Source organism: Oceanobacillus phoenicis, from assembly GCF_047238145.1.
GTDB lineage: Bacteria > Bacillota > Bacilli > Bacillales > Amphibacillaceae > Oceanobacillus.
In genome coordinates, this window is the sequence record NZ_JBDFME010000001.1 from 3,381,612 (window position 1) to 3,404,390 (window position 22,779).

Annotated in this window: 21 protein-coding genes and 1 pseudogene; 7 read left to right on the plus strand and 15 right to left on the minus strand. The window is 33.7% G+C overall.

All coding sequences use genetic code 11. From position 1 onward, the window contains the following. The first annotated feature begins 83 nt into the window (after positions 1–83). Positions 84–806: an ABC transporter ATP-binding protein gene (locus ABC346_RS17010; RefSeq protein WP_413235984.1), complete on the plus strand. Its 723-nt coding sequence runs from the start codon at positions 84–86 to the stop codon at positions 804–806. Continuing rightward, positions 799–2,439, plus strand: coding sequence for a putative ABC transporter permease subunit (locus tag ABC346_RS17015; protein ID WP_413235985.1), 1,641 nt, complete (start codon positions 799–801; stop codon positions 2,437–2,439). Before ABC346_RS17010 ends, ABC346_RS17015 begins: the two co-directional genes overlap by 8 nt. A gap of 65 nt (positions 2,440–2,504) precedes the next feature. Here the strand turns inward: ABC346_RS17015 and ABC346_RS17020 are convergent, their stop codons facing one another. The 8 genes from ABC346_RS17020 to ABC346_RS17055 form a co-directional block, all read right to left on the minus strand. Continuing rightward, entirely contained in the window at positions 2,505–2,642 is a 138-nt protein-coding gene (locus tag ABC346_RS17020) for a YjcZ family sporulation protein (RefSeq protein ID WP_413235986.1), read from the minus strand. 100 nt (positions 2,643–2,742) lie between these two features. Continuing rightward, positions 2,743–3,498, minus strand: coding sequence for a (S)-benzoin forming benzil reductase (locus ABC346_RS17025; protein ID WP_413235987.1), 756 nt, complete (start codon positions 3,496–3,498; stop codon positions 2,743–2,745). Between the two features lie 73 nt (positions 3,499–3,571). Continuing rightward, the gene (locus ABC346_RS17030; protein WP_413235988.1) at positions 3,572–4,933 is read right to left on the minus strand and encodes a dipeptidase; all 1,362 of its coding nucleotides are present in this window, start codon (positions 4,931–4,933) and stop codon (positions 3,572–3,574) included. 294 nt (positions 4,934–5,227) lie between these two features. Continuing rightward, positions 5,228–6,361, minus strand: coding sequence for a bifunctional cystathionine gamma-lyase/homocysteine desulfhydrase (locus ABC346_RS17035; RefSeq protein WP_413235989.1), 1,134 nt, complete (start codon positions 6,359–6,361; stop codon positions 5,228–5,230). 14 nt (positions 6,362–6,375) lie between these two features. Then, the gene (locus ABC346_RS17040; RefSeq protein WP_413235990.1) at positions 6,376–7,305 is read right to left on the minus strand and encodes a PLP-dependent cysteine synthase family protein; all 930 of its coding nucleotides are present in this window, start codon (positions 7,303–7,305) and stop codon (positions 6,376–6,378) included. Positions 7,306–7,358: 53 nt separating this feature from the next. Further along, positions 7,359–7,820, minus strand: coding sequence for an S-ribosylhomocysteine lyase (locus ABC346_RS17045; protein ID WP_413235991.1), 462 nt, complete (start codon positions 7,818–7,820; stop codon positions 7,359–7,361). A gap of 18 nt (positions 7,821–7,838) precedes the next feature. After that, positions 7,839–8,474 carry a class I SAM-dependent DNA methyltransferase gene (locus ABC346_RS17050; protein ID WP_413235992.1) on the minus strand — a complete coding sequence of 212 codons (636 nt, stop codon included), beginning with the start codon at positions 8,472–8,474 and terminating at the stop codon, positions 7,839–7,841. A 193-nt stretch (positions 8,475–8,667) separates the two neighbouring features. Continuing rightward, positions 8,668–9,237 carry a YhcN/YlaJ family sporulation lipoprotein gene (locus ABC346_RS17055; protein WP_413235993.1) on the minus strand — a complete coding sequence of 190 codons (570 nt, stop codon included), beginning with the start codon at positions 9,235–9,237 and terminating at the stop codon, positions 8,668–8,670. Positions 9,238–9,401: 164 nt separating this feature from the next. Here ABC346_RS17055 and ABC346_RS17060 point away from each other — a divergent pair, with 164 nt between their 5' ends. Beyond that, positions 9,402–9,647: a YhdB family protein gene (locus ABC346_RS17060; RefSeq protein ID WP_413235994.1), complete on the plus strand. Its 246-nt coding sequence runs from the start codon at positions 9,402–9,404 to the stop codon at positions 9,645–9,647. A 32-nt stretch (positions 9,648–9,679) separates the two neighbouring features. Here the strand turns inward: ABC346_RS17060 and ABC346_RS17065 are convergent, their stop codons facing one another. The 7 genes and pseudogenes from ABC346_RS17065 to ABC346_RS17095 form a co-directional block, all read right to left on the minus strand. Beyond that, the gene (locus ABC346_RS17065; protein WP_413235995.1) at positions 9,680–10,846 is read right to left on the minus strand and encodes an anti-sigma factor domain-containing protein; all 1,167 of its coding nucleotides are present in this window, start codon (positions 10,844–10,846) and stop codon (positions 9,680–9,682) included. Next, on the minus strand, positions 10,843–11,568 hold the full coding sequence (gene sigI / locus ABC346_RS17070; RefSeq protein ID WP_413236570.1) for an RNA polymerase sigma factor SigI: 726 nt from the start codon (positions 11,566–11,568) through the stop codon (positions 10,843–10,845). Before sigI ends, ABC346_RS17065 begins: the two co-directional genes overlap by 4 nt. Before the next feature lie 447 nt (positions 11,569–12,015). Next, positions 12,016–12,741, minus strand: a complete 726-nt coding sequence (locus tag ABC346_RS17075) for a PRC-barrel domain-containing protein (RefSeq protein ID WP_413235996.1) — start codon at positions 12,739–12,741, stop codon at positions 12,016–12,018. 73 nt (positions 12,742–12,814) lie between these two features. Beyond that, entirely contained in the window at positions 12,815–13,624 is an 810-nt protein-coding gene (locus tag ABC346_RS17080) for a S1 family peptidase (RefSeq protein WP_413235997.1), read from the minus strand. 22 nt (positions 13,625–13,646) lie between these two features. Beyond that, positions 13,647–15,681 (minus strand): annotated as a pseudogene (locus tag ABC346_RS17085) (ABC transporter ATP-binding protein). A gap of 3 nt (positions 15,682–15,684) precedes the next feature. Continuing rightward, positions 15,685–17,427 (minus strand): ABC transporter ATP-binding protein, encoded by a 1,743-nt coding sequence (locus tag ABC346_RS17090; RefSeq protein WP_413235998.1) that lies wholly within the window; start codon positions 17,425–17,427, stop codon positions 15,685–15,687. Between the two features lie 465 nt (positions 17,428–17,892). Further along, positions 17,893–18,093, minus strand: coding sequence for a hypothetical protein (locus ABC346_RS17095; RefSeq protein WP_413235999.1), 201 nt, complete (start codon positions 18,091–18,093; stop codon positions 17,893–17,895). A gap of 158 nt (positions 18,094–18,251) precedes the next feature. On the opposite strand from ABC346_RS17095, the gene ABC346_RS17100 reads away from it, so the two are divergent. The 4 genes from ABC346_RS17100 (at position 18,252) to ABC346_RS17115 (ending at position 22,772) form a co-directional block, all read left to right on the plus strand. Further along, positions 18,252–18,812, plus strand: coding sequence for a beta-class carbonic anhydrase (locus ABC346_RS17100; RefSeq protein ID WP_413236000.1), 561 nt, complete (start codon positions 18,252–18,254; stop codon positions 18,810–18,812). Between the two features lie 210 nt (positions 18,813–19,022). After that, positions 19,023–20,522, plus strand: coding sequence for a spore germination protein (locus tag ABC346_RS17105; RefSeq protein ID WP_413236001.1), 1,500 nt, complete (start codon positions 19,023–19,025; stop codon positions 20,520–20,522). A 10-nt stretch (positions 20,523–20,532) separates the two neighbouring features. Then, a complete protein-coding gene (locus ABC346_RS17110; protein WP_413236002.1) occupies positions 20,533–21,648 on the plus strand; it encodes a GerAB/ArcD/ProY family transporter in 1,116 nt (371 codons plus the stop codon). Next, positions 21,645–22,772 carry a Ger(x)C family spore germination protein gene (locus tag ABC346_RS17115; RefSeq protein WP_413236003.1) on the plus strand — a complete coding sequence of 376 codons (1,128 nt, stop codon included), beginning with the start codon at positions 21,645–21,647 and terminating at the stop codon, positions 22,770–22,772. Before ABC346_RS17110 ends, ABC346_RS17115 begins: the two co-directional genes overlap by 4 nt. Positions 22,773–22,779: the final 7 nt, after the last annotated feature.

Below are 22,779 nucleotides of genomic sequence, written 5' to 3' on the forward strand. Positions count from 1 at the left end.
CATTCGTTGGTTATTCCAATGTAAATTCTAACATATGTAACTTTTTTCGAACAGTAAAGACCAATGGAAAGCGAGGAAACACATTGATAGAAATTAATAATGTTACAAAAGAGTTTGAGGGCAAGACTGCCATTCAAGATTTGAATTTAACGATACCTAATGGAAAAATAATTGGTTTCTTAGGACCAAATGGTGCTGGAAAGTCCACCACCATTAATATGATGACAGGGATCTTACCAATTGATTCTGGTTCCATTACTTTAAATGGACTTGATATTGAAAAACAACCACTAGAAGCAAAGAAAATATTCGGGTTAGTTCCAGATCGTTCCGATATGTTTCTTCGATTAAAAGGAATGGAATATTTAAATTTTATTGGGGATATTTATGAAATACCGGCTGATATTCGAAAAGAAAGAATTGAATACTTTACCAAACAATTTTCTATTCACGATGCATTAGGAAATTACATACAAAGTTATTCTCATGGTATGCGTCAAAAAATAATGGTAACCGGGGTTTTATTACATGATCCGGATATTTGGGTTCTTGATGAGCCCTTAACCGGATTAGATCCTAAATCTTCTCATTCCTTAAAATTGATGATGCGGGAACATGCCGATAAAGGCAATACAGTCTTCTTTTCTAGCCATGGACTTGAGGTAGTTGAACAATTATGTGATGAAGTTGCCATTATTAATAAAGGTAAACTTATTTTTTACGGAACGATAGAACAACTTCAAAAAGAATATGCAACAGATCAATCGCTAGAAAATGTATTCTTGGAGTTGACTAATGATGAGTAAGACATGGAAAGTCATTCGTATTATGCTAAAGATGCAATACACTTCCACCAGCAAAAATAACTATACTTGGTTGTATATCGTTGCCGGAATATTTTTCATTCCATTTCTCGGAATGATTTTCACACTTTATAATAATTTAATTAGTGCCATTTATAACGTGTTTGCACCTTTACAACAGCAATCGATGATACTAGGTCTATTATTTATCGGCATGAGTATTATCCTATTTATTACTTGTATTATTTCTGTATTAACCGCTTTTTATTTTGCAGATGATGTAGAAGCTTACATTCCTTTTCCGTTACACCCATACCAAATTTTAATAGGAAAAGCAGCAACTCCATTGATTTACTCTTACATGCTATCAGGGATTACTTACTTACCGATGATGATTATTTACGGGAATATTAGTAATGGTCCATTACTTTATTATATTTATGGAATCCTTTTATTTATTCTATTGCCAATAATTCCTTTTGTAATTGCTTCTGTAATATTGATGTTTGTTATGCGCTATGTCAATATAGCTAAAAATAAAGACCGTTCTAAAATATTTGCTGGTGTATTTTCACTTGCGGCTGTTATTTTGTTAAATGTGGTAGTACGGCTCAATACAGATGAATCTGAACTAATGGAGTCCATTGGCCAAACGATGCAAGAACAAGAAGGATTATTGCAGTGGATTACATACTTCTATCCGCCAGCATGGTTTTCAGCAAATAGCTTACACCAAGCAGACTCAATAACTGGATTTCTTTTTTTATTGTTTATGTTCATACTAAGTGGATTAGCAATCTTACTATTTGCATTTCTCGGTCAAAAATTATATTTAAAAGGTGTACTTGGTATGAGTGGTGGTAGTAGTGGAAAAATGTCTGATAAGGCATTAGATAAATCCATTGCTTCTCAACCGATTTGGAAATCCTATATCAAAAAGGATTTACGTATACTCTTTCGAACACCGACATTTCTCACTCAATGTGTTGTCCAGTCTTTATTCATGCCAGTATTCTTATTGGTAATTTTCTTTTTGGACTTTGGAAGTGGGGCAGCAGGAGAGATTACTGGTTCAGTACCTGAAAACAATGTACTTTTATTACTGTTTATTGTTACTGTTTTTATGGGCAGCATTAATATGACTGCTGCAACTTCTATTTCTCGAGAAGGTAAAACGTGGAGAGCTAATTTATTTCTTCCTCTTAATCACAAGCAAGTTATTCATAGTAAATTAATCGTTTCTTGGATCATAGGTCTATTGCCAATGATATTACTATTCGTGATAGGTATTATTATAGAAATCCCAGTAAAGATACTTATCCTATGGGGGATATTATTCCTTGCAATTAATTGGTTTTCTAGTTGTATTGGAATCATACTCGATATGAACCAACCAAAATTAAATTGGACAGACGAACAAGAATTATTTAAAAATCGATTTGTCCCTTTCTTTGGATTTCTTATGCAAGGCGTTATTTTTGGTTTGATTACCATCGTACTATGGAATATCGATGTATCAAATGTTTATCTCCTAGCCGTTATCCTGTTCGCTGTCATATCACTGGGAGTATTTTTAGCTCATCGATATATGTATAAACGAATCAATCAACATGTATTTCAAGAAATTAATTTCTAACAAAAAGCTTGTAGCAAATGAATGCTACAAGCTTTCTTGATTGATTTCATTCATTTAATTTTTGATTAGCAGTAGCAGCTGCCTCCGCCCTGATAACCTCCACCATTATATGCAGTTCCTATGATGATTAATAAGATAAATAGCACAACTAGCAAAGCAAAGCCAGCGGAGCCAAAGTTTTCACCATGATGTTCTTTACCCATGTTTGTTACCTCCTCTATTTGAATCTAATTTACTTTATGCGAATTCATCAAATTTGGGAGGGCGAATAACTATTTTTTTTATTTTCCATAGGTAAGTTTCTTAAATGTAGTCTTTGACATCATAAATTTTTCCGTTTTGTATTTTTTCATCTGTCATAATATCGATAAGCACGCCTGCAATTAAATCCGTATCTTTCAATAAATTATTATCCTTTAATCCTTTAAAATCTTCCACATCTTTAAAAGCTTCTTTGGAGCTAGAACGTATTGTTTCTTGCATATTCGTATCCATTACTCCAGGACTGAAAGCAATAATTTTATGACCGGTTTGCTCTTCATCTTGTTCAAGAGCAACCGTCTCTGTATACATATTCATACTTGCCTTTGAAGAACAGTAAGCACTCCATCCAAATTTAGGTTTTTGTGCAGCTCCGGAAGTGACGATTGAAGTTATTAATGAGACCTCATGCTCCTCTGCTTTTTGTAAGTAATAATTGGTGAAAGCCATTGGTGCAAGTGAATTTACTTGTAGATGCTTTTGTAATGCAACGTACTGTATATTTTTCGCTTGGTCTATAGGTTCAACAATCCCTGCATTATTCACTAAATATATCGTATCTACATTGTTTTGAAAAAGAATTTCATCCATCTTATAGAAAGTAGAATCATAATCATTTATATCCGATAAATCACAAGCTACGTGATGAAATTCTGTATTATTATTTTCAGCTATGGAATATAAGGTCTTGTTATCTGTTCGAGATACACCAATAACCATTACACCTGATTCTAAATACAGTTTCGCAATTGATTCTCCTAAACCTTTTGAAACTCCTGTAACTATTGCTGCTTTCATGTGTGACCCTCCTTATGTAATCTTTTTATTTACCGTGTTTTTCATCTATCCTATTAAAGCAATGAAAGTGGTATTACAATTCATTCCAATAATAAACGAGTGTCTCCATTCCTTTATCAAAACTATCTAATGGAAAACTTTCATTTGGTGAATGCAGGCGATCTTCAGGAGTACCAAACCCTAATAATACAATAGGGAATTGATAAATGGACTCAAACCATTCTACTACAGGAATGGAGCCTCCCATACGTAAGAATACCGTGTCTTTATTAAATGCTTTTGTATAACTTTTGGCTGCTTTTTTTATCAATGGATGTGTCGGCTCAACCTTGTACGCTTTAGCAGAAAGTTTTTCTTTCTTTACTTCTACGGTAACACCTGAAGGGGTAAATTTATTTACATGGTTCACTAATTTCTCCTGAATATCTACTGGGTCTTGCCCAGGCACTAATCTACAAGTAATTTTTGCTGTGGCGGATGAAGGAATAATCGTCTTTGTACCTTCTCCTTGATACCCCCCAAAAATACCGTTCACTTCTAAGGTTGGTCTCCCCATTGTATGTTCCTTAGCTGTATATCCTTTTTCTGATGCAACTTCAGGTATACCTGTTGCATCAATAAAGTCTTCTCCAGGTGCCTGATCCATTAATTTACGTTCTTCATCTGAAAGTCCTTCAACATCATCATAAAAACCTTCCACGGTTATCACCTCGTCTTTATCTTTTAAAGACGATAAGATATGACTTAAAGCCATAATCGGATTTCTAACCGCTCCACCGTACATTCCAGAATGTAAATCATGATCTGGTCCAGTTACTTTAATTTCAATACCAGTAAAGCCTTTTAATCCATACAAAATAGTTGGTTGATTCTTTTCTGCCATTCCCGAATCAGAAATAACTGCAAAATCTGCCTTAAACTTCTCTTTTTTTTCTTGTAAAAGATCGTATAAATTTTCACTACCGATCTCCTCTTCCCCTTCAATACAAACTTTTACATTTACTGGAAGTTTTCCTTCAGTCTTTAAATACGCTTCAAATACAGCGAGATGCATAAATACCTGACCCTTATCATCACTGGATCCCCGAGCATAAATACGCCCATCTCTGACCTCTGGTTTAAATGGTTCACTATCCCATAATTCAATTGGATCAACAGGCTGAACATCATAATGACCATATAATAATACTGTCGGTGCATCTTCTCCCGCATCCATATATTCACCATAAACGAGAGGATGTCCATCTGTTTCTACTTTTTCAATATTTGTAAATGATAATTCTTCTAAGTATGTAATTAAAAAATCAGCTGCATTGTGAATATCTTGTTTATGTTTCGAATCTGTACTTATACTAGGTATAGACAAAAAGCGATATAACTTGTTTAACATATCCTCTCTATGGTCTTGTAAATAGTTTAATGCTTTTTCACTCATATCATTACCTCCTCAATTATCTACATAATGAAACAAATTTCGTATTACAATGATTATAGTACAACCATTGAATTGTTTCTAGCATCACTTGACCTAAAAAGAAAAAAACCAAAGCGATCGTATAGAAAGTAGTCATTGTCCCCTGTGTTTTAGGGTTGAAGTTTGGGATAAGTATTTACACAAAAGATAAATCCTAATGAATGGGTATTGAAAACCCGCTTCAGAAAGATACTGCGCTTTCTTATCTTGCAAAAAAAAGACTATTCCCTCATTGGAAATAGTCCATTATTTTACTTATTGCATCGCATTTTCTAAATCTTCAATGAGATCTTCTATATCTTCAATACCAATTGATAAACGAATTAATCCATCGGTGATACCTAGTTCTTGTCTGCGATCAGCTGGAATGGATGCATGTGTCATTTTTGCAGGGATCGATATTAAACTTTCAATTGCACCAAGACTTTCTGCAAGTGTGAAAAATTCTACTTTACTTAAAATTTTATCTGCAAGATCTCCACTTCCTACATCCACCGATACCATTCCACCAAACCCTGATGCTTGCTGTTTAGCAATTTGATGTCCCGGATGATTTTCTAATCCTGGATAATATATTTTTTCTACTTTTGGATTCTGTTCTAAATAGGCAATAAGCTTTTTAGTATTTTGCTCAATAGCTTCCATACGAAGAGCTAATGTTTTAATTCCACGTAGTAATAGCCATGAATCTTGCGGACCTAGTACTGCACCAACTGAGTTTTGTATAAAATGAATACGCTCTGCTAATTCTTTGGAGTTTACTGCAACTAAACCTGCAACAACATCACTATGCCCACCTATATACTTCGTAGCACTATGCAATACGATGTCAGCACCCATTGTTAATGGTTTTTGCCAATATGGGGTTGCAAAAGTATTGTCTACAATTAGTAAAAGGTTATGTTTTTGTGCGATTGTTGACATTTCTTTAATATCCGTGATTTTCAACAATGGATTTGTTGGTGTTTCCACATATATTGCTTTAGTATTTGGTTTAATTGCATTGATAACGGATTCATCAGAACTCGTATCAATAAAAGTATGTTCTATATTGTACTGATTTAATACTTTAGTCATTAATCGGTATGATCCACCATAGACATCATCTGTCATTATCACATGATCTCCAGATTCCAATAACATCATAATAGAAGTGATTGCAGCCATACCTGAACCAAATGCAAAACCTGCGTTTCCTTCTTCTAATTCTGCAATTACTGTTTCTAAGGCATGTCTTGTAGGGTTACCTGTACGGGAATACTCGTAACCACGGTGCTCTCCTGGACCATCTTGTTTATATGTGCTTACTTGGTAAATTGGGACACTTACAGCTCCAGTACGTTCATCTGAAGTAATCCCGCCATGTATCATTTTAGTTTTATCTCTCATTTCTCCTAACTCCTTTACAATTGCTTTGACACATTATAAATCTGTTTACTTAAATAGCGATCACTTCCATCAGGAAGAATGGTAACAATTGTTGTTCCTGGTGTTGCTTCTTTTGCTTTGTTTAAAGCAGCTACCATAGCGGAACCAGAAGAACTACCCACTAACAAACCTTCTTTTTTAGCAAGTTCTTCAACCATCAAGAAAGCTTCTTTATCGGAAATAGTTTGGACTTCATCCATTAAGGTCTGATCCATGTAATCGGGAATAAATTCCATCCCAATTCCTTCTGTTGCATGTGGACCAGCTTCTCCTCCACCTAAAATTGATCCAACAGGCTCAACGATAACGTTATGAATCGAATTTTTTCTTTCCTTAAAATAACTCGCACATCCTGTAAAAGTACCTCCTGATCCTGCACCAGCTACAAAGATATCAATATCTCCTTGTAAATCACTCCAAATTTCCGGTGCCATGGTCTCGTAATAGGTCATAGGATTATATTTATTTGAAAACTGTTGCGGAGAATAACTATTTGGTGTTTCTTTTACTAATTGTTCTGCTTTTTCAATAGCGCCAATCATCCCTTTTTCTTTTGGAGTATGGACAATTGTTGCTCCTAATGCTTTCATGATTTGTTGCTTTTCAATACTAAATTGTTCTGGAACACAAAAAATAACTGACAACTGTTTCGTTCTAGCGGCTAAAGCTAAACCGATACCAGTATTTCCAGCTGTAGGCTCGATTATCGTACTTCCTTCTTTAAGCAAGCCTTGCTCCCACGCCTTATCAATTAAATATTGTCCTAATCGATCTTTTACGCTTCCACCAGGATTTAAAAACTCTAATTTTGCATAGAGATGGACATTATTCGGAATGGCCATCTCATTAATTTTTAATAAAGGTGTATTACCAACCAATTGTTGAATCGATTCATAAATTGCCAATGAATTGTCACTCCTACCTTGGAGAGAAAGAGTACAACGAGAATTTTATTTCTTTAAAATACTTCTGACCAACCAGATTTTTCGTTTAGCATTTCTTTTGCAATTTCTTTAGCACCTACAAGGCTATGATTTGCTGCCCATCCACACTGAACTTCATTACAAGCCGGCACTTCAGTAGCCTGTAATACATCTTCAAGAGTTTTCTCAATCATTGTAAGTACATCATCATAATCTTCATGATTGAGTAATGATAGATAAAATCCTGTTTGGCATCCCATTGGTCCAATATCAAGAACTGCATCAGAATGGTTACGAATATTTTCTGCCATTAGATGTTCTAAAGAATGGAGACCAGCCATTTCCATGTGTGCTTTATTTGGTTGTTTAAATCGAATATCATACTTGTGTACTTTGTCTCCATTTGCACCTTCAGTAACTCCGACTAACCTTACATAAGGTGCTTTTACTTTTGTATGATCAAGATTAAAGCTTTCTACGTTCATTTTTTTAGACATTAGTATCTCCCCTTCATGCTATTTTTTTGCGCGTATTATCCACACAAAATCATTCATCTGTTTAAATGATACATGAAAATGATATTTTTCAAAAGCATTCCGGACTGTTTCAATGGTTGGATAATATTCTCGCTCTAAATCCTCAGCTAATTCATCAAAACCTTGTTCTCTTGCTAGATCAATTTGCTCCTGTTTCGCTTCTATTGTTTCAAACATTGTATCTCCGAATACGACAACACCTTTTGGTTCTAGTACTTCTTGAAATTGTCTTATTGCTTGTTCTTTTTCCTCATCTGTTAAATGATGAAAAGCATATGTGCTCACAATACTATCAATTGGCATTGTCAATTTCGGAAAATTTATAAAGTCTCCATCCAAGATTGTAATATCTGGAAGTTTCTTTTGTGCGATTTCCCTCATGGCTGTTGATGGTTCAATTCCAATTACACTCTTTCCCTCTTTGAGTAATTGTTTTGTTAAATTCCCCGTTCCTACGCCAAACTCAAGTACTCTATGTTGACTTTTTTCTACTACCTCTGAAAGAATTTGATCATAATGTTCAAACACTTTTTCATATTGTGCATCTTTCCCAGTTACACTGTCGTCATATAAAGGTGCCCAATCCTCAAAAATATCAATAAATTCTCTACCCATTGATGGTTTCCTCTCCATTTATATTAATTCCAAGTAATATACTTTGGATACTAAGAATTATATGTCTACACTATATCATATGTGTATCATGAAAGAAATGGAAATTTATTTTTTCTTTCAAAATAAAAAAACTGTCGAGAGTTTGACCGATTTGGTCTCATCTCGACAGTTACATAATAAAAAACATATAAATTTATCGGTTATTCGGGAAAATTCGCTCAATCATATTTCCAAATTCTTCAAATAATCCTTCTACCGGACGCCCTTCATCTACATCATTCATATAGCGGTCGGTTAAATCCATAAAATCCGGATTTGTGGTTACATATACATTTTCAATGGAGTTATCAACAGAACGAACAATATCACCAATTTGTTGTTTTGTTTCATCTGATACATTATCTCCTGCTTGTTCAGATTGATTATTGTTTCCGTTGTTATTGTCTTGATTTAAATGTGCTCCGACATATGCATTATTATCAGTAGTTAATACATATGCATCTTCAATTCCTTCTACTTCGTCTGCTATTTTTTCTGCAGCTTCTTCAGATACATCATACTTTGTATTTTGATTTTGGTCTGCCTCACGCTGCATTGAGTTATTTTTATCAGACATTTCTTGACCCAAATTAGAGTTGTTGTCATAGCGGGTAGGCTCCACATTACCTTCGCCCATATTATTATCCATTGAATTTTCTTCTGCATTTTGACAAGCCACTAGCACAAAAAGTAAAGCCATAATCGTAAATATACGTAATTTCATATCTTTTTCCTCCTTACCTTATTTGCCCTTATTTTGGATAGATATTTTCTTTTTATGCAAATTTATGTCACCTTTTTTTGGCAGACACACCATTAATGTTGAAGACATTATATATAGAAACCGGGCAAAATAATAAATATCCTTTTGATAAGGAGGGAATACGGATGGTTATTCCGGATTACGATAAAGCATTGTATTATACACTTTGGGGTCAATGGGATGATTTATTAGTACTCATGGTACGTACGAAAGATGATATCTTATCTAAGAAAATTGAACGTTTCTTAAACGATTACCATTTCTCAATGGATCATCAGCAAGTACTACTTTCACATGATACTTTATTGTATTATTTAGAGCATGCAATGAAATTAACAACACCTCTGAATCAAGAAAAAATAGAAATGTAAACACATTTAAATGATGGGAGGTGTTCTTCCCATCATTTAAAGTCTTCATTATCTTTTTCGCCATGCTTTGGTGGCCGCTTTTCTTCTTCACTATGTTTATGATGTTTCGAATTTGTTCTATGGTGTTCATCCCATTTATCTTTATCATTTTTATGTTCATCATCAGGTATTTCGTTTTTGGGTTTATGGTTTTTCTTTAAATTCTCATGTTGTTTTTTTTTATCATGTTCCTCAGATGGAAATCGTTGATCCTTCCACTGGTTTTCAGGATTTCTTTCCTTTTTATCCTTTGTCAGCTTATCTTCTTTGTGGCGAACATTAACTTCTTGGTCCTCTTTATCTTTATCGTCAACTGCTTTTTCTTGTTCTGAATTAGCTATGTCTTGTTCTGTTTCTTGATCTTTTTTTTCTTCTTCTATAATGACTTCTGTGTCCTCACTTTTTTCTGACTCGTGTTGTGATGAATCAGGGTTCGCTTCTTCAATTTCATTAAAAAAAGAATTTATAATTGCTTTATCATCAGAATCTAACGCTTCCCCTTCTATCATTTCTTCATTGTCGTTCATATGAGTAGCCATCATTTCATTCATTGAAGTTTCTTCTTCCTCTGCTAATTCACGAATTTCCTTAGGAATAACTAATGTCGCTATACGCCAATCTTGTAATGTAGATAAATAATTTTGCAAGTGGTTAGGAACCGAATTAGAAATTTCTTCTCCTAAGTAACTTATACCAACAACCATATTTCTCTCAGATGCAAATCCTTGATCTTCACTTTCAATAATAATTTCTCGAATGACCTCTTCAATAGAATGGTGTTCATATTCATTTAAAGACTTTATAATCTCCTCACCATCATCATTTATTGCTTCAATGGTTTGCACTTCAAATTCTTCATCGACTTGCATTTCAATACTTGGATTGATATCTACGGTCACATACGCAAACGTTTTCTCTCCATGAGATAAAAAATACATCGGTAAAACAACTAATAAAATTGCAGCAGCTAATAAAGACACCTTCCAAGGTATGCCACGGTGTTTTCGTAACATAACTTGGCGATTTCCTATTGGTCGGAAGACAACCTCTTCACCAATCTCAGATTGATTTGAAAGTACTCTTCCTTTTACAAAGGAACCATCTTTAGTCATTAAAATGGTGTATTTGCGATGCCTTTCCATCACAATTCCTTTCTTCATTGCCCCACTCCCTTAAGATATTCCTTAAGATAGATATAGTCTTCACTAAGCACAATAAACATTGCAAGTATAAATTTTCTATTTCTTTCTAATGTCTTTTTACTAACATCAACTTTTTTCACCAAATCTTTAATTGGGAGTTTTTTCTTTCTATATACATAATCCCTGAGAGTTAGATCGTTATAAAGTATTCGTGCAGTTTTCACTGCGGATTCACGAGCATCACGATGTTTAGGAGATACCTCGGTTAATTCAACTAATGATAATTTATATAACTTTAATTTCTCTTTAAATTCTAGAATCTCTTCTTTCCTATTTTGAGTATCTATTTCGATTTGGTATTTTTCTTGAACTGCAGCAATTTCTAACGAATTTTCCATTTGTTCTTCATCATACGTTTCATCTAATGATAAAGATGCAGACCTCTTTTGCTGATAACGGATATAGTCAATAACTTTCCGTTTAATAACTAATTTTGCAAACGATAAAAACGAACTTCCTTTATTTGGAACATAGGAAAATATAGCTTCGTTAAAAGCAGACAAACCTATACTAAATTCATCATCTCTTTTTGGATCAATATATCTTTTGCATACTTCCGATACACACTTAGCTATAAAAGGTTGATAAGTTCTTAGCAATTCATTTTGCAAAAACTTATCACCTTGTTGAATCGCATATACTTTATCTTCTATAGGAGTTTCCTTTAATTGACTCATCATCACATTAGGAACCTCCCTGCCATCAAACTATTCGTATTTTTATTTAACTTTTCGGGTGTATTATTTTCAATTTTATATGTACGTTTATTTATAATTTGTTTTATATATATCATATGATGTTCCCACCATTTATCATTTTATAGTCTAACCTCATTAGAATCAATGAGTATGTCAATGGTAACGTAAACCAATAATGGATACTATCTCAATTGGTTTACATTTTATTTAAAAAACCGTAACGATGACCATTACCTTTACCAATAGTTACGTTCCAAGAAAAATTACTGTTAATTATAAAATTTCCGAAATAAAAGCATCACAAAAAATCCAACTAACCCGAATCTAATCTTCAACCCGGATTAATTGGTTTTTTATTTCATATAATCGAATTAAACCCACATTGCAAATTTCCATACTACGTTGTACGACTTGCCTGAACAGATAGATTTAAGACAAGCTAGATAAGATTTCATTTTTGTCTGTAAAAGGTGCTGTTCCTTCCAGTCCTTTTACAGAATCATTGATATAAAGATCTTTTTCAAACCAATCCACTGTCTGAATTTGTTCTGTACGGTAAATATATAATTCATTCTCCGTCATATTCTCGCTATTTTGTACGACAAGGTATGTGATTTTCCAATTATTGTTTTCATCACAGATAAAATCAACAATGTTACCAATTTTTCCATCTTTTGCATGGACCTTGAAATCAAGTGTTTCTTCCTCACTTCTTAAAGTGTCATTCGTAAATATTTCATTACGATTTAAATGAGGTTCCTCTGGCACATTTTGCTGATCTAAATCTGGGTGATCAAATGTAACGAGTGGACTATGACCACCAGTGGAAACAGCGTTATCTTTGTACATATTCCAACCGAAATAATCTAGTACATTTCCTTGATCGTCCGGTGTAAAATGCTCATCCTCAGGGACAGGTGGACTATTGCGAATTTGATCTTTATCATAATCCACTTCTACATATTCACTATCGTTCTGAATAGGATGAAAAACATGCAAAGGAAGAAGTACTTTTCGGCCAGGTAACCATTTTCTTGTATCTACTACGGCAAATTTCACATTCCAATTATCATTAAAGTAAATATCTTTTATTTTACCAATATCACCATCCGTCGCACGGATATTCATTTCTTTGATTTTTGAACTATATAACATAAAAGCACCTCCAGAAAGGTTATAGTATATAAATACCCTTCTCTGAACGTGCTAAACAATCATATTCAGTTTGTTACAATTCTGTAAAATAAGAAATTGGTACATATAAACCAACTCTGCCATTTGATTCATGATCTAGTGTTGCAAAAATAACTCCAATTACATCGCCAGCTTGATTAATAATTGGACTCCCACTATTTCCCCTGTAGACAGGTGCTTGAATCATCATTACTTCTCTATCCCAGCTATCTAACAATATGGTACCAGCAATATTGCCTTCATTGGCAATACCATTAAAGAATAGTGGATTACCAATAAAATGAATGTTTTCGTCTTGAGATACTTTATATTGATCATCAATGGTTAGATAAGGGAACTCTTCTTCATTTTTAATCTGTAATACAGCCATATCAATTTCCGGATAGCTTTCCATTACTTCTGCTTCATATAAGCCTAACTCTGGAAAAGAAACAACAACAGAGTTATATCCATCGACAACATGTTCATTCGTAAGAATTTTGCCTTGTTGATTAATGGAAAAACCTGTTCCTTTTCCATCATCCGTTTCAACTACAACAACGGCTTCCTTAAATGCTTGGATATCTTCATTTTGTGATAAGGTAGAAGATGTCTGTAAAAAATCAATCGCGGGTATGGAAATAATTTGAGGAAAAAAAGCTAGAATATTAAAAGTCATCGCAACAGCAATCACCCAAAACATCCATTTTGGAAATGGGCGTTTTGGGGATTCTTGTTTATTTTTTGACCGTTCGATTGCTTTTCTTTGCTCTTCTTTTACTAATTCATGAAGTTCTTCTTCATCTATTTCTTCATATAAATCATCATCAATGATATCATGATTCTTTTTATCTTTTGAATCCACGAGACACCTCATCAAACTTATTTTAAGAAACGATCGCTCTCAGTGACCCTTGTTGCATTTGATACATTTCAAAATAATACCCTTCTTCTTTAATCAGTGTATCATGATTTCCCTGTTCTTTAATAGTTCCATGATCCAATACAATGATATGATCTGCCTGTTGTATCGTAGATAATCGATGAGCGATGACTAGTGTTGTTCGACCTTTTTTTAGCACTTCTAGAGCCCGCTGAATAACTTGTTCTGTCTCGGTATCTATATTTGCAGTTGCTTCATCTAAAATGAGAATAGCAGGGTTAAATGCTAATGCTCTAGCAAAAGAGATAAGTTGCCTTTCTCCTAATGAATACGTTGTACCACTCTCAGTCACTGGTTCATCATATCCTTTTGGTAATCTCTCAATAAAGGAAGATGCACCAACAGATTGTAAAGCTTTAATGGCGTCTTCTCTTGAGACATCAGGATCATTCATCGTTACGTTTGACACTATAGTACCTGTAAAAAGAAATGGATCTTGTAATACTATTCCCATATGACTGCGCACTTGCTGTCGAGATAAATCTTTCGTATTCTGACCATCTATTCGAATCATTCCGTTTTGAGGATCATAAAAGCGGAATAATAAGTTCATAATCGAACTTTTTCCAGATCCTGTGTGACCAACAAAAGCAACAGTTTGACCAGAATGAATTGAAAATGAAAGATTGTGCAATACATTCTCATTCTCTTTATATGCAAAAGTAACTTGATCAAATTCAATATTTCCTTTATAACGAGGAATCGGTTGAATTTCTACTTGTTCTCCATCTTGATCTAGCAACTCAAATACTCGTGTTCCCGCTACTCTTGCCTGCTCTAATAACGGTAATTGATTGACGATATCTGAAGCAGGCTCAAACAATCGATTTATATAGTCTACAAAAGCATAGAGCATACCAATAGAAATAACACTTGTGATATCAAGGGAAGATGATCCGAAATACCATATAAATCCTACTAATGTCAGGTTTTTAATAACTGTAACAAGATTGTAGGAAGTTAAAGCACTTAATTTAATTAATTTTTTCTGATACGTATAATTACGATTATTTAGCACTTCAAATTCTTCTTTTGTCTTCTTCTGACGATTAAAAGCTTGAATGATTGGCATTCCTTGAATCGCTTCACTAATGTTTCCATTTATTTCACTTATGGTCTTACGAACTACTTTATTGTATTTAGTTCCAAAATACTTGTAGACTTTCATCCAAATATATAATAGCGGGATAATAAATAAACACATAGTAGCTAATGTTGGATCTAATATAAATAACGCTACAAAAATACCACCCATATAGATTAGACTTGTTACAACAATCGATAATACCCTCTCATATAAATCTCGTATAGCTTCTGTATCATTGGTAATACGAGCGACGACAGAGCCAGCAGGCTGATCTATATAGTAGCGAATTGGAATTCGTTGTGTATGTTGAAATAAATCTGTTCGCATTTGTTTTACAATTTGATTGGCTGACTTTTGCAATAAGAATGTTTGAAGGAATTGAAACACCCCAGCTATAACAAGTAAAACCATATAAAGTACAAGTAACATAATAATCGGGCGTTTTTCAGGTTCGAAAAAAGGGTAAGCTGCAGAAGCTGACAATTTCTCTCCAACTGCTGTAATTTCTTCTCCTCCTGATTCAATCGTTATTTCATTATCATTTACCGATCGTTTTCCTGTTAAAGGTAACTCTTCATCAAAAAGATAATAAGATAAACCTACTTGTAAAAGTGTAATGGTATCAGCACTAGAAAAATCACTATCATCTAGCCGATCAGTTCGCTTGAAAAAATGATTGTTATATTCTACCGTATCTGTCTCTTGATCAGATACTTCCGTCCAGTGACCTTCTACACCAAGTATATGTTCATCTATGACTCGTTTCGCAATTAATGGACCTGCTAATTCTAAGGCAACAGCCAGCAATGATCAAACATACAAGACCAATGATAATTCCTTTTTTATATAATAGTGCATATTTTAGTAGTCTTTTTTCCGTACTGCCCTTCATCCTCTACACCTCCTTGTTTTCCATTTGTTGTTGCTGATATTGTTCTTGATACCAACCTTTTTGATTCATTAATTGTTGATGTGTACCTTCTTCAACAATTCGACCATGGTCTAACACAATAATATGATCTGCATGCGTAACAGCAGATAATCGATGTGCAGCAATAAAGGTTGTTTTATTTCTTCTTTCTGTTTTTAAATGTGATAAAATCATTGCCTCTGTTTTTCCATCTACTGCAGATAATGAATCATCTAAAATTAGAATTTCAGGGTCTTTAATAAAAGCCCGTGCTAGTGCTACACGTTGTTTTTGACCACCAGATAAAGTAATTCCACTTTCCCCAACTTGGGTATCCAATCCATTGGGAAGGACATCTATATCCATTGCAAAATGAGCTAAATCTAACACTCTCATTATTTCTTGATCTGTAGCTTCTGCATTTCCAAATTGAATGTTTTCTCTTATCGTTTTGGAAAACATCATCTGATCTTGTGGAACGTACCCAATCCAATCTCTAGTCTTGCCTAAGGCAATATCCTCAATATCTTCATTGGATATTAAAATCTTTCCTTGAACATCCGGATATTGTCGGAGTAATAATTTGAATAACGTTGTTTTACCAGCACCGGTTTTTCCAACAACACCAATCGTTTGACCAGACTTAACGGTTAGATTAACATCACTTAACTGTAAACTACTAGTCTCTGGATACTGAAAACTAACCAGCTTCATTTCAATTGATTGAACTCTTTCAATTTTTTTAGGATTTTGAGGATCCCCTACATCTGGTTCGTAAGCTAATGTATGATTGACTCGATCTAAAGAAGCATTACCACGCTGCAAAATATTGATTAATTCCCCAACTGCAAACATTGGCCAAATCAACATACCTAAATAAACATTAAATGTGACTAAATCACCAAGTGTTAATCTATTATCAAATACAAAAAATGCTCCATACCCAATACCAATCGTATACGATAAACCAACTAAGATTTTCATTGTCGGTTCAAATAATGCATCAATCTTGGCAACTTCAAGATTCTTTTGATACACTTTTTCTGTCATTTCATCAAAATGATTTACTTCTTGTTGTTCTTGCACAAATGCACGAGTCACCCTAATACCACGAATGGATTCCAATACTTCATTGTTCATATTACCAAAAGCTGCTTGTGCTTCTGTGAACCTTGTATGGATTGCACTACCATAAATATTCATTACAATTGCCATTACGGGTAAAGGTAATAATGCTGCGATAGTCAATGGCCAACTTATCGTAAAGCCCATTACTGCAATAATCATCAGCATAAATATACTCGAATCTACAAGTGTTAAGACTCCAAAACCAGCAGTTTGACTAATCGCTTTTAAATCATTTGTTGATCGAGCCATTAAGTCACCCGTCCGATACTTACTAAAAAATGTAGGTGTCATCTTTAAAAAATGATTCATTAAATTTGATCTCATCCATCGTTCTAGGATGACCGCGCCACCAAATAACGTATAGTCCCATAAAAAGCTTATAATATAATGAATAATCAACAGAACAAAATATCCAATAATAACCGCAACGAGAAGCTGCATCGTTAATGTCTCAAATTGAATATGATCAATAATCGTTCCAACTAATTTGGGAGGGATTAACCCAATTGCACTAGCGATAATTAATGAAATAATGGCAAATAAATATCTTTTCCAGTAATGTTTAAAAAACCAATTTAACTTTATAAAAATCTGAAACATGTTTCCACCTTCTTTCCATAAAAAAAAGCACACACCTCTTGGCGCGCGCTTTCCTTCATTTAGACACTTCTCCCTAGAATGTGTCGTCTCAATTGGCCACGGAGGTTTCATGTGGCCGTCCCTTAATCAAATGCGTTACAATAAATTTTAAATTTGATGACAGATTCCCCGTACGTGAAGGCCACTATTATATTTATTTAATTGGATATGTTGCATTTTTTGTTGTTGTTGTTGTAGTTGTTTCATTATCATCGCGACCTCCTTTTTTAATTTTTTAAAAATTAACACTTCATCATTATATATTTGAATCATACAGAAAGTCAATTACTTTTTTATTTTTCTAAAATTTATATTTTAGATACGGCACACAAAAAAGGGCCTTAGTTTTTGGCCCCTTTTAAGTGAATCAATTTCAAATCAGATAAGTTTTTTATAAAATTGACTCGGATATTTATTTATTCGTATCTAATCAATCCCCAATATCTTTTTAACGTGAGAGATTGGAATTTGAGTTGAATCTACTAATTCATGTAAAGGGACTTGAGGGTTCTTCTTTAAAAAGACCCTCACTTGTTCTTTTTCTTGTAAGCAATCAGGGCATAATAAAAATGGGCTACTCTTCATTGGTATCTCACATAGTTGGCAGTTACGAACAAAATCACTCATCGCCTCACCCCATTTTTTATATTTTTACCATCTTATACCATATTTTTACATAATTCAATGAATTATACAAAAATACTCCTTATGACTCATCAATTATGTATGTCTTTATTTCGTATCTAATAAAAAAATGCTACTATATTCAATAAGGAGTTGATAAAGTGCATTTAGATCATATGCTAGAATTTAATAAAAAATTTGTAGAAAACAAATCTTATGAACCATACTCTACGGATACTTACCCTAATAAACGTATGGTTGTATTTACTTGTATGGATTCACGACTACTTGAATTATTACCCAAAGCCCTAGATATTAAGAATGGCGATGTAAAAATGGTAAGAAACGCAGGTGCAATTATTCGTAATCCGTTTGATAGTGCAATGAAAAGTTTATTAGTAGCTATTTATAAACTAAAAGCAGATGAAGTTGTCGTGATAGGTCATCATGATTGCGGTATGTCCCATGTGGATACACAAGAATTAAAGAATGTGATGATAGAACGCGGAATAAAAGAAGAAACCATCGATGTATTATTCAATGATGGGATTGATCTTAATGAAGAATTTGATGGATTTGAAACGGTGGAAGAATCAGTTTCACAAAGTGTGAACCTTGTTCGTAATCATCCTCTTCTCCCGGAAGAAATAAAGGTACATGGACTTGTCATTCATCCAGATACCGGAAAAGTAGATGTTGTAACAAGAGATGAACGAAAATAAATTTATATAATTATATAAATTTAATTATAAAACCATAATTTCTAATAAAAAATATGGATAACGCGTTATGTTTCACCTCTCTCAAAGTATACAGTGCTTTAGCTGTTGCTTTGAGTTTTTTATTTTGAACAATGAGGTTTATTCTAATGTATAAATGAATCTTTTTTTGTACACTCTAACAGTCATAGTATATGTTGGAGGAGGTATCTCATGAAAAAATCTAGATCAAAAAACAAAAATCCTTTTCCATTAACGATTCTCGAACTAAAAAAATTATTAGATAAACAATATGCAAATTCTTCTGACCTTAGCTTTACCGTTTATGAGCATGAAGAGCAAAAAATTGCCGTATTCTATATACAATTTTCAGTAGATGAAATGAAACTGGAAAATTACTTACTGGAAACACTATTAAATACAGATGAACAATTAACGAACCAATTTGCTTTAAAGCGAGTACCTCTAAGTGAAGGAAGAGAATACAATGATTTTGAAAGCATTCTAGATTATTTGATTCAAGGAAATGTATTTGTATATTTCGAAACTGAAAACAGTGTACTTGGATATTCGATTCCAAATAAAATTATTCGTAACCTGGAAACTACCGAGACAGAATCTCTTGTATTGGGTCCAAAAGTTGCTTTTACAGAATCACTTTCCACAAATATTAATATTATCCGTTATGGATTAAAATCAAAAGACTTAGTTTTAGAAAAACATATTATTGGAAGAAGAGATCCACGTGAAGTTCGGCTTATTTATCTGCGATCGATTGCCAATGATACAGATATCAATACGTTTAGACAACGAATTAAAGCATTAGAAGTAGATTTTATAGATGATACATCCGTACTTACCCAATATTTAGAAGATAATTCCACGACTGTATTTCCACAATTTCTAATTACAGAATTACCTGATCGCTTAATCTATAACCTATCTCGTGGAAAAATTGGTGTATTATCTGAAAATAGTCCAAATGCAATTATCGCTCCCTCTACATTTTTTAGTTTTTTTGAGTCAACAGAGGATATCTATATGCGTTGGAACAGCGCCTCTTTTATTCGTATCTTAAGATTTATATCCTTCTTCATATCAACACTGCTTACACCTTTATACGTTGCGGCAGTAACATTTCATTATGAAATTGTGCCAACATCAGTATTAATTACCTTAGGAGAATCACGTGCTGCAGTACCATTTCCACCTATATTTGAAGCTTTGTTCTTGGAATTAATGATTGAATTACTAAGAGAAGCTGGTGCCCGTCTCCCAACTAAAGTTGGTCAAACTATCGGTATCGTAGGTGGTGTAGTAATTGGAACAGCTGCTGTAGAAGCAGGAATCACAAGTAATGTATTAGTTATTATTGTTGCATTAAGTGCGTTGGCTTCATTTACCACACCTAACTATATTATGGGAACTACTGCACGAGTCATCCGCTTTCCAATGATTATATTCGCAGGATTACTTGGATTAATTGGAATCGTGTTTTGTACTAGTATCCTACTCATACATTTAATAAAACTAACTTCATTAGGAAGACCTTATTTTTCTCCTGTTTATCCTTTTCAATGGAGAGATTTTAATAAGTCATTATTTCGTGGTAAACCCGACATGCAACAAAAGAGGTTTGTTTCCTATCGACCTAAGGACAAATATCGTTTTAAAAAAATTAAAAAAGGTTTAAAGAAAGATATAGACGAGTAGGTGAGGTAAAGTGGAAATCAACGTAAGCGTTAAACCAAATTTAAAAATTAAAACATTCTACTTGTTCTTTATTATTACCTTTATCCAAATCGGTGTAGGGTTATTAGGGCTTCCACGAATTTTGTATGAACACGCTAGACAGGATGCTTGGATTTCCTTACTAATTGGGCTTGTATATCTATTCATTATTATGTACGTGATGGTAATTATTTTAAGACAGTACTCAAACGCTGATATTTTAGGAATACAAGTCGATATATTTGGTAAATGGATTGGTAAGTTATTAGGTACTATTTTTATTATCCATTTTGCAATTGCACTTTTTTCAATAGTAATTACGTATGCTCAAATTATACGTGTATTTATTTTTCCAACTTTACATCCTTTTGTAACTGGATTGCTTTTAGTAATATTAATGATTAGCGGTGTACTAGGAGGACTTAAAGTAATCGTTGGCGTCACATTTGTATTTTTCTTTAGTTCAATTTGGTTATTGTTTCTATTAATACCTGCAACCATTCATCTGGATTACACGCATTATCTGCCTTTATTTCAAGCATCTTTGCCTGAATTATTAGAAGGAGCAAGAACTACGACCTATTCATACATTGGATTTGAAATTTTGTTGTTTATCTACCCTTTTTTGGAAAACAAGAAAACGGTACTAAAAACAAGTCTTATATCTGCTGTATGGACAACTATGGTTTTATTGATGACTACAATGATTGCAATCGGATTTTTTAGTGCCGAACAACTGTTACGCAGGGATTGGTCTGTACTAGCATTATTCAAAATCGCAAATTTTACCTTTATTGAACGATTTGATTTTATTGTCGTGGCAGAATGGATTATGGTACTCGTCCCAAATATGATGTTACTAATGTGGGCAATCACATTTGGATTGAAGCGATTGTACCGTATACCGCAAAAAGCAACTCTCTATATTGTTTCTGCCCTTATTCTAATTGGTTCAGTTTTGATAACAGACCATTACTCTATTCAACGCGTGATTAACTTTTCATCTCAATTAGGGTTTTGGCTTATATTTGTTTATCCATTAGTTTTACTACCAATCGTACTTATAAAATCGTATTGGAGAAAGAATAACAGGAGGATAAAAGCATGAAAAAATTATTGTTTCTTTTACCCAGTGTTATTTTTTTAACTTCCTGTCTTCCTCCAGCACAAGAATTAGAGAGTCTAGCTGTTATCAATACACGCGGGGTTGATCGATTAGATAATGGTGATATTGAAACTACTTTATTAGTATATCGTTTTGATCAGCAAACCTCCCAAAATTATGACACTGTATCTGGAGTAGGCAAAACATTAAAGGGAGCTAGAGAAAAAGCAGCAAATAACATCAACTTTAGAGCTAGTCCCGGACAAATAAACACAGAAATATATGGATATGAAACAGCTGAGCAAGGGATACTTCATTTCATGAATGGGCTTGTTCGAGATTCAAGAGTATCAGATACCATGAATATTGCTATTAGCACAGAAGACGCAAAAGATATTCTCAATCAGGATGATTCAACAAATATTGATATCGGAAACTTTCTCGAAAGTCTCATTAATAAAGAAGTCGACGAAGGAACACTACCAAATGCTTCATTATATACTTTTTCCAGTACTTATGGAACACCAGGACATGATCCGGTATTACCATTACTTGATAAAAAAGAAGGTCGTCCAAATCTAATTGGAATTGGATATTTTCAAAAAGATCGGATTGTGGATTCGGGAGATATGACAGAAGCAACTATATTAAATACATTGCAGACGACCATTAAGAACACCCCACTCGAAATCACTGTTCCTATTGAACCTTTTATAGAATCCATCTATCACCCAGATGGTTCCGATAAGAGTGAACTTACTGTAGAATTAACAGTAGTCAAAGGAAAAAGTCATATCAAGCTTCTTGATATAAACCAACCCCTTTTTGAGGTGAACACGAAAATTCGAGCAGACGTCAATGAAACTTCTATAATAATGGCATTTAGTGAAGAGAAAACGATTCATCGTCTAGAGGCTGAAATAGAAAAAAAGTTTCTTTCCCACTTTAATCAAATATTAGATAAGTCAAAAGAGCATCTAATCGATCCTATTGGATTTGGAAGGTACTATAGAATAAATAAGCCGAGCGGACTTCTCACTGATGAAGAATGGAAAAAGATTTTGCCTGACATTCAGGTGGATTTCAATATTGATCTCGATATCGAAAACTACGGTACAATTATGTAACATTGAG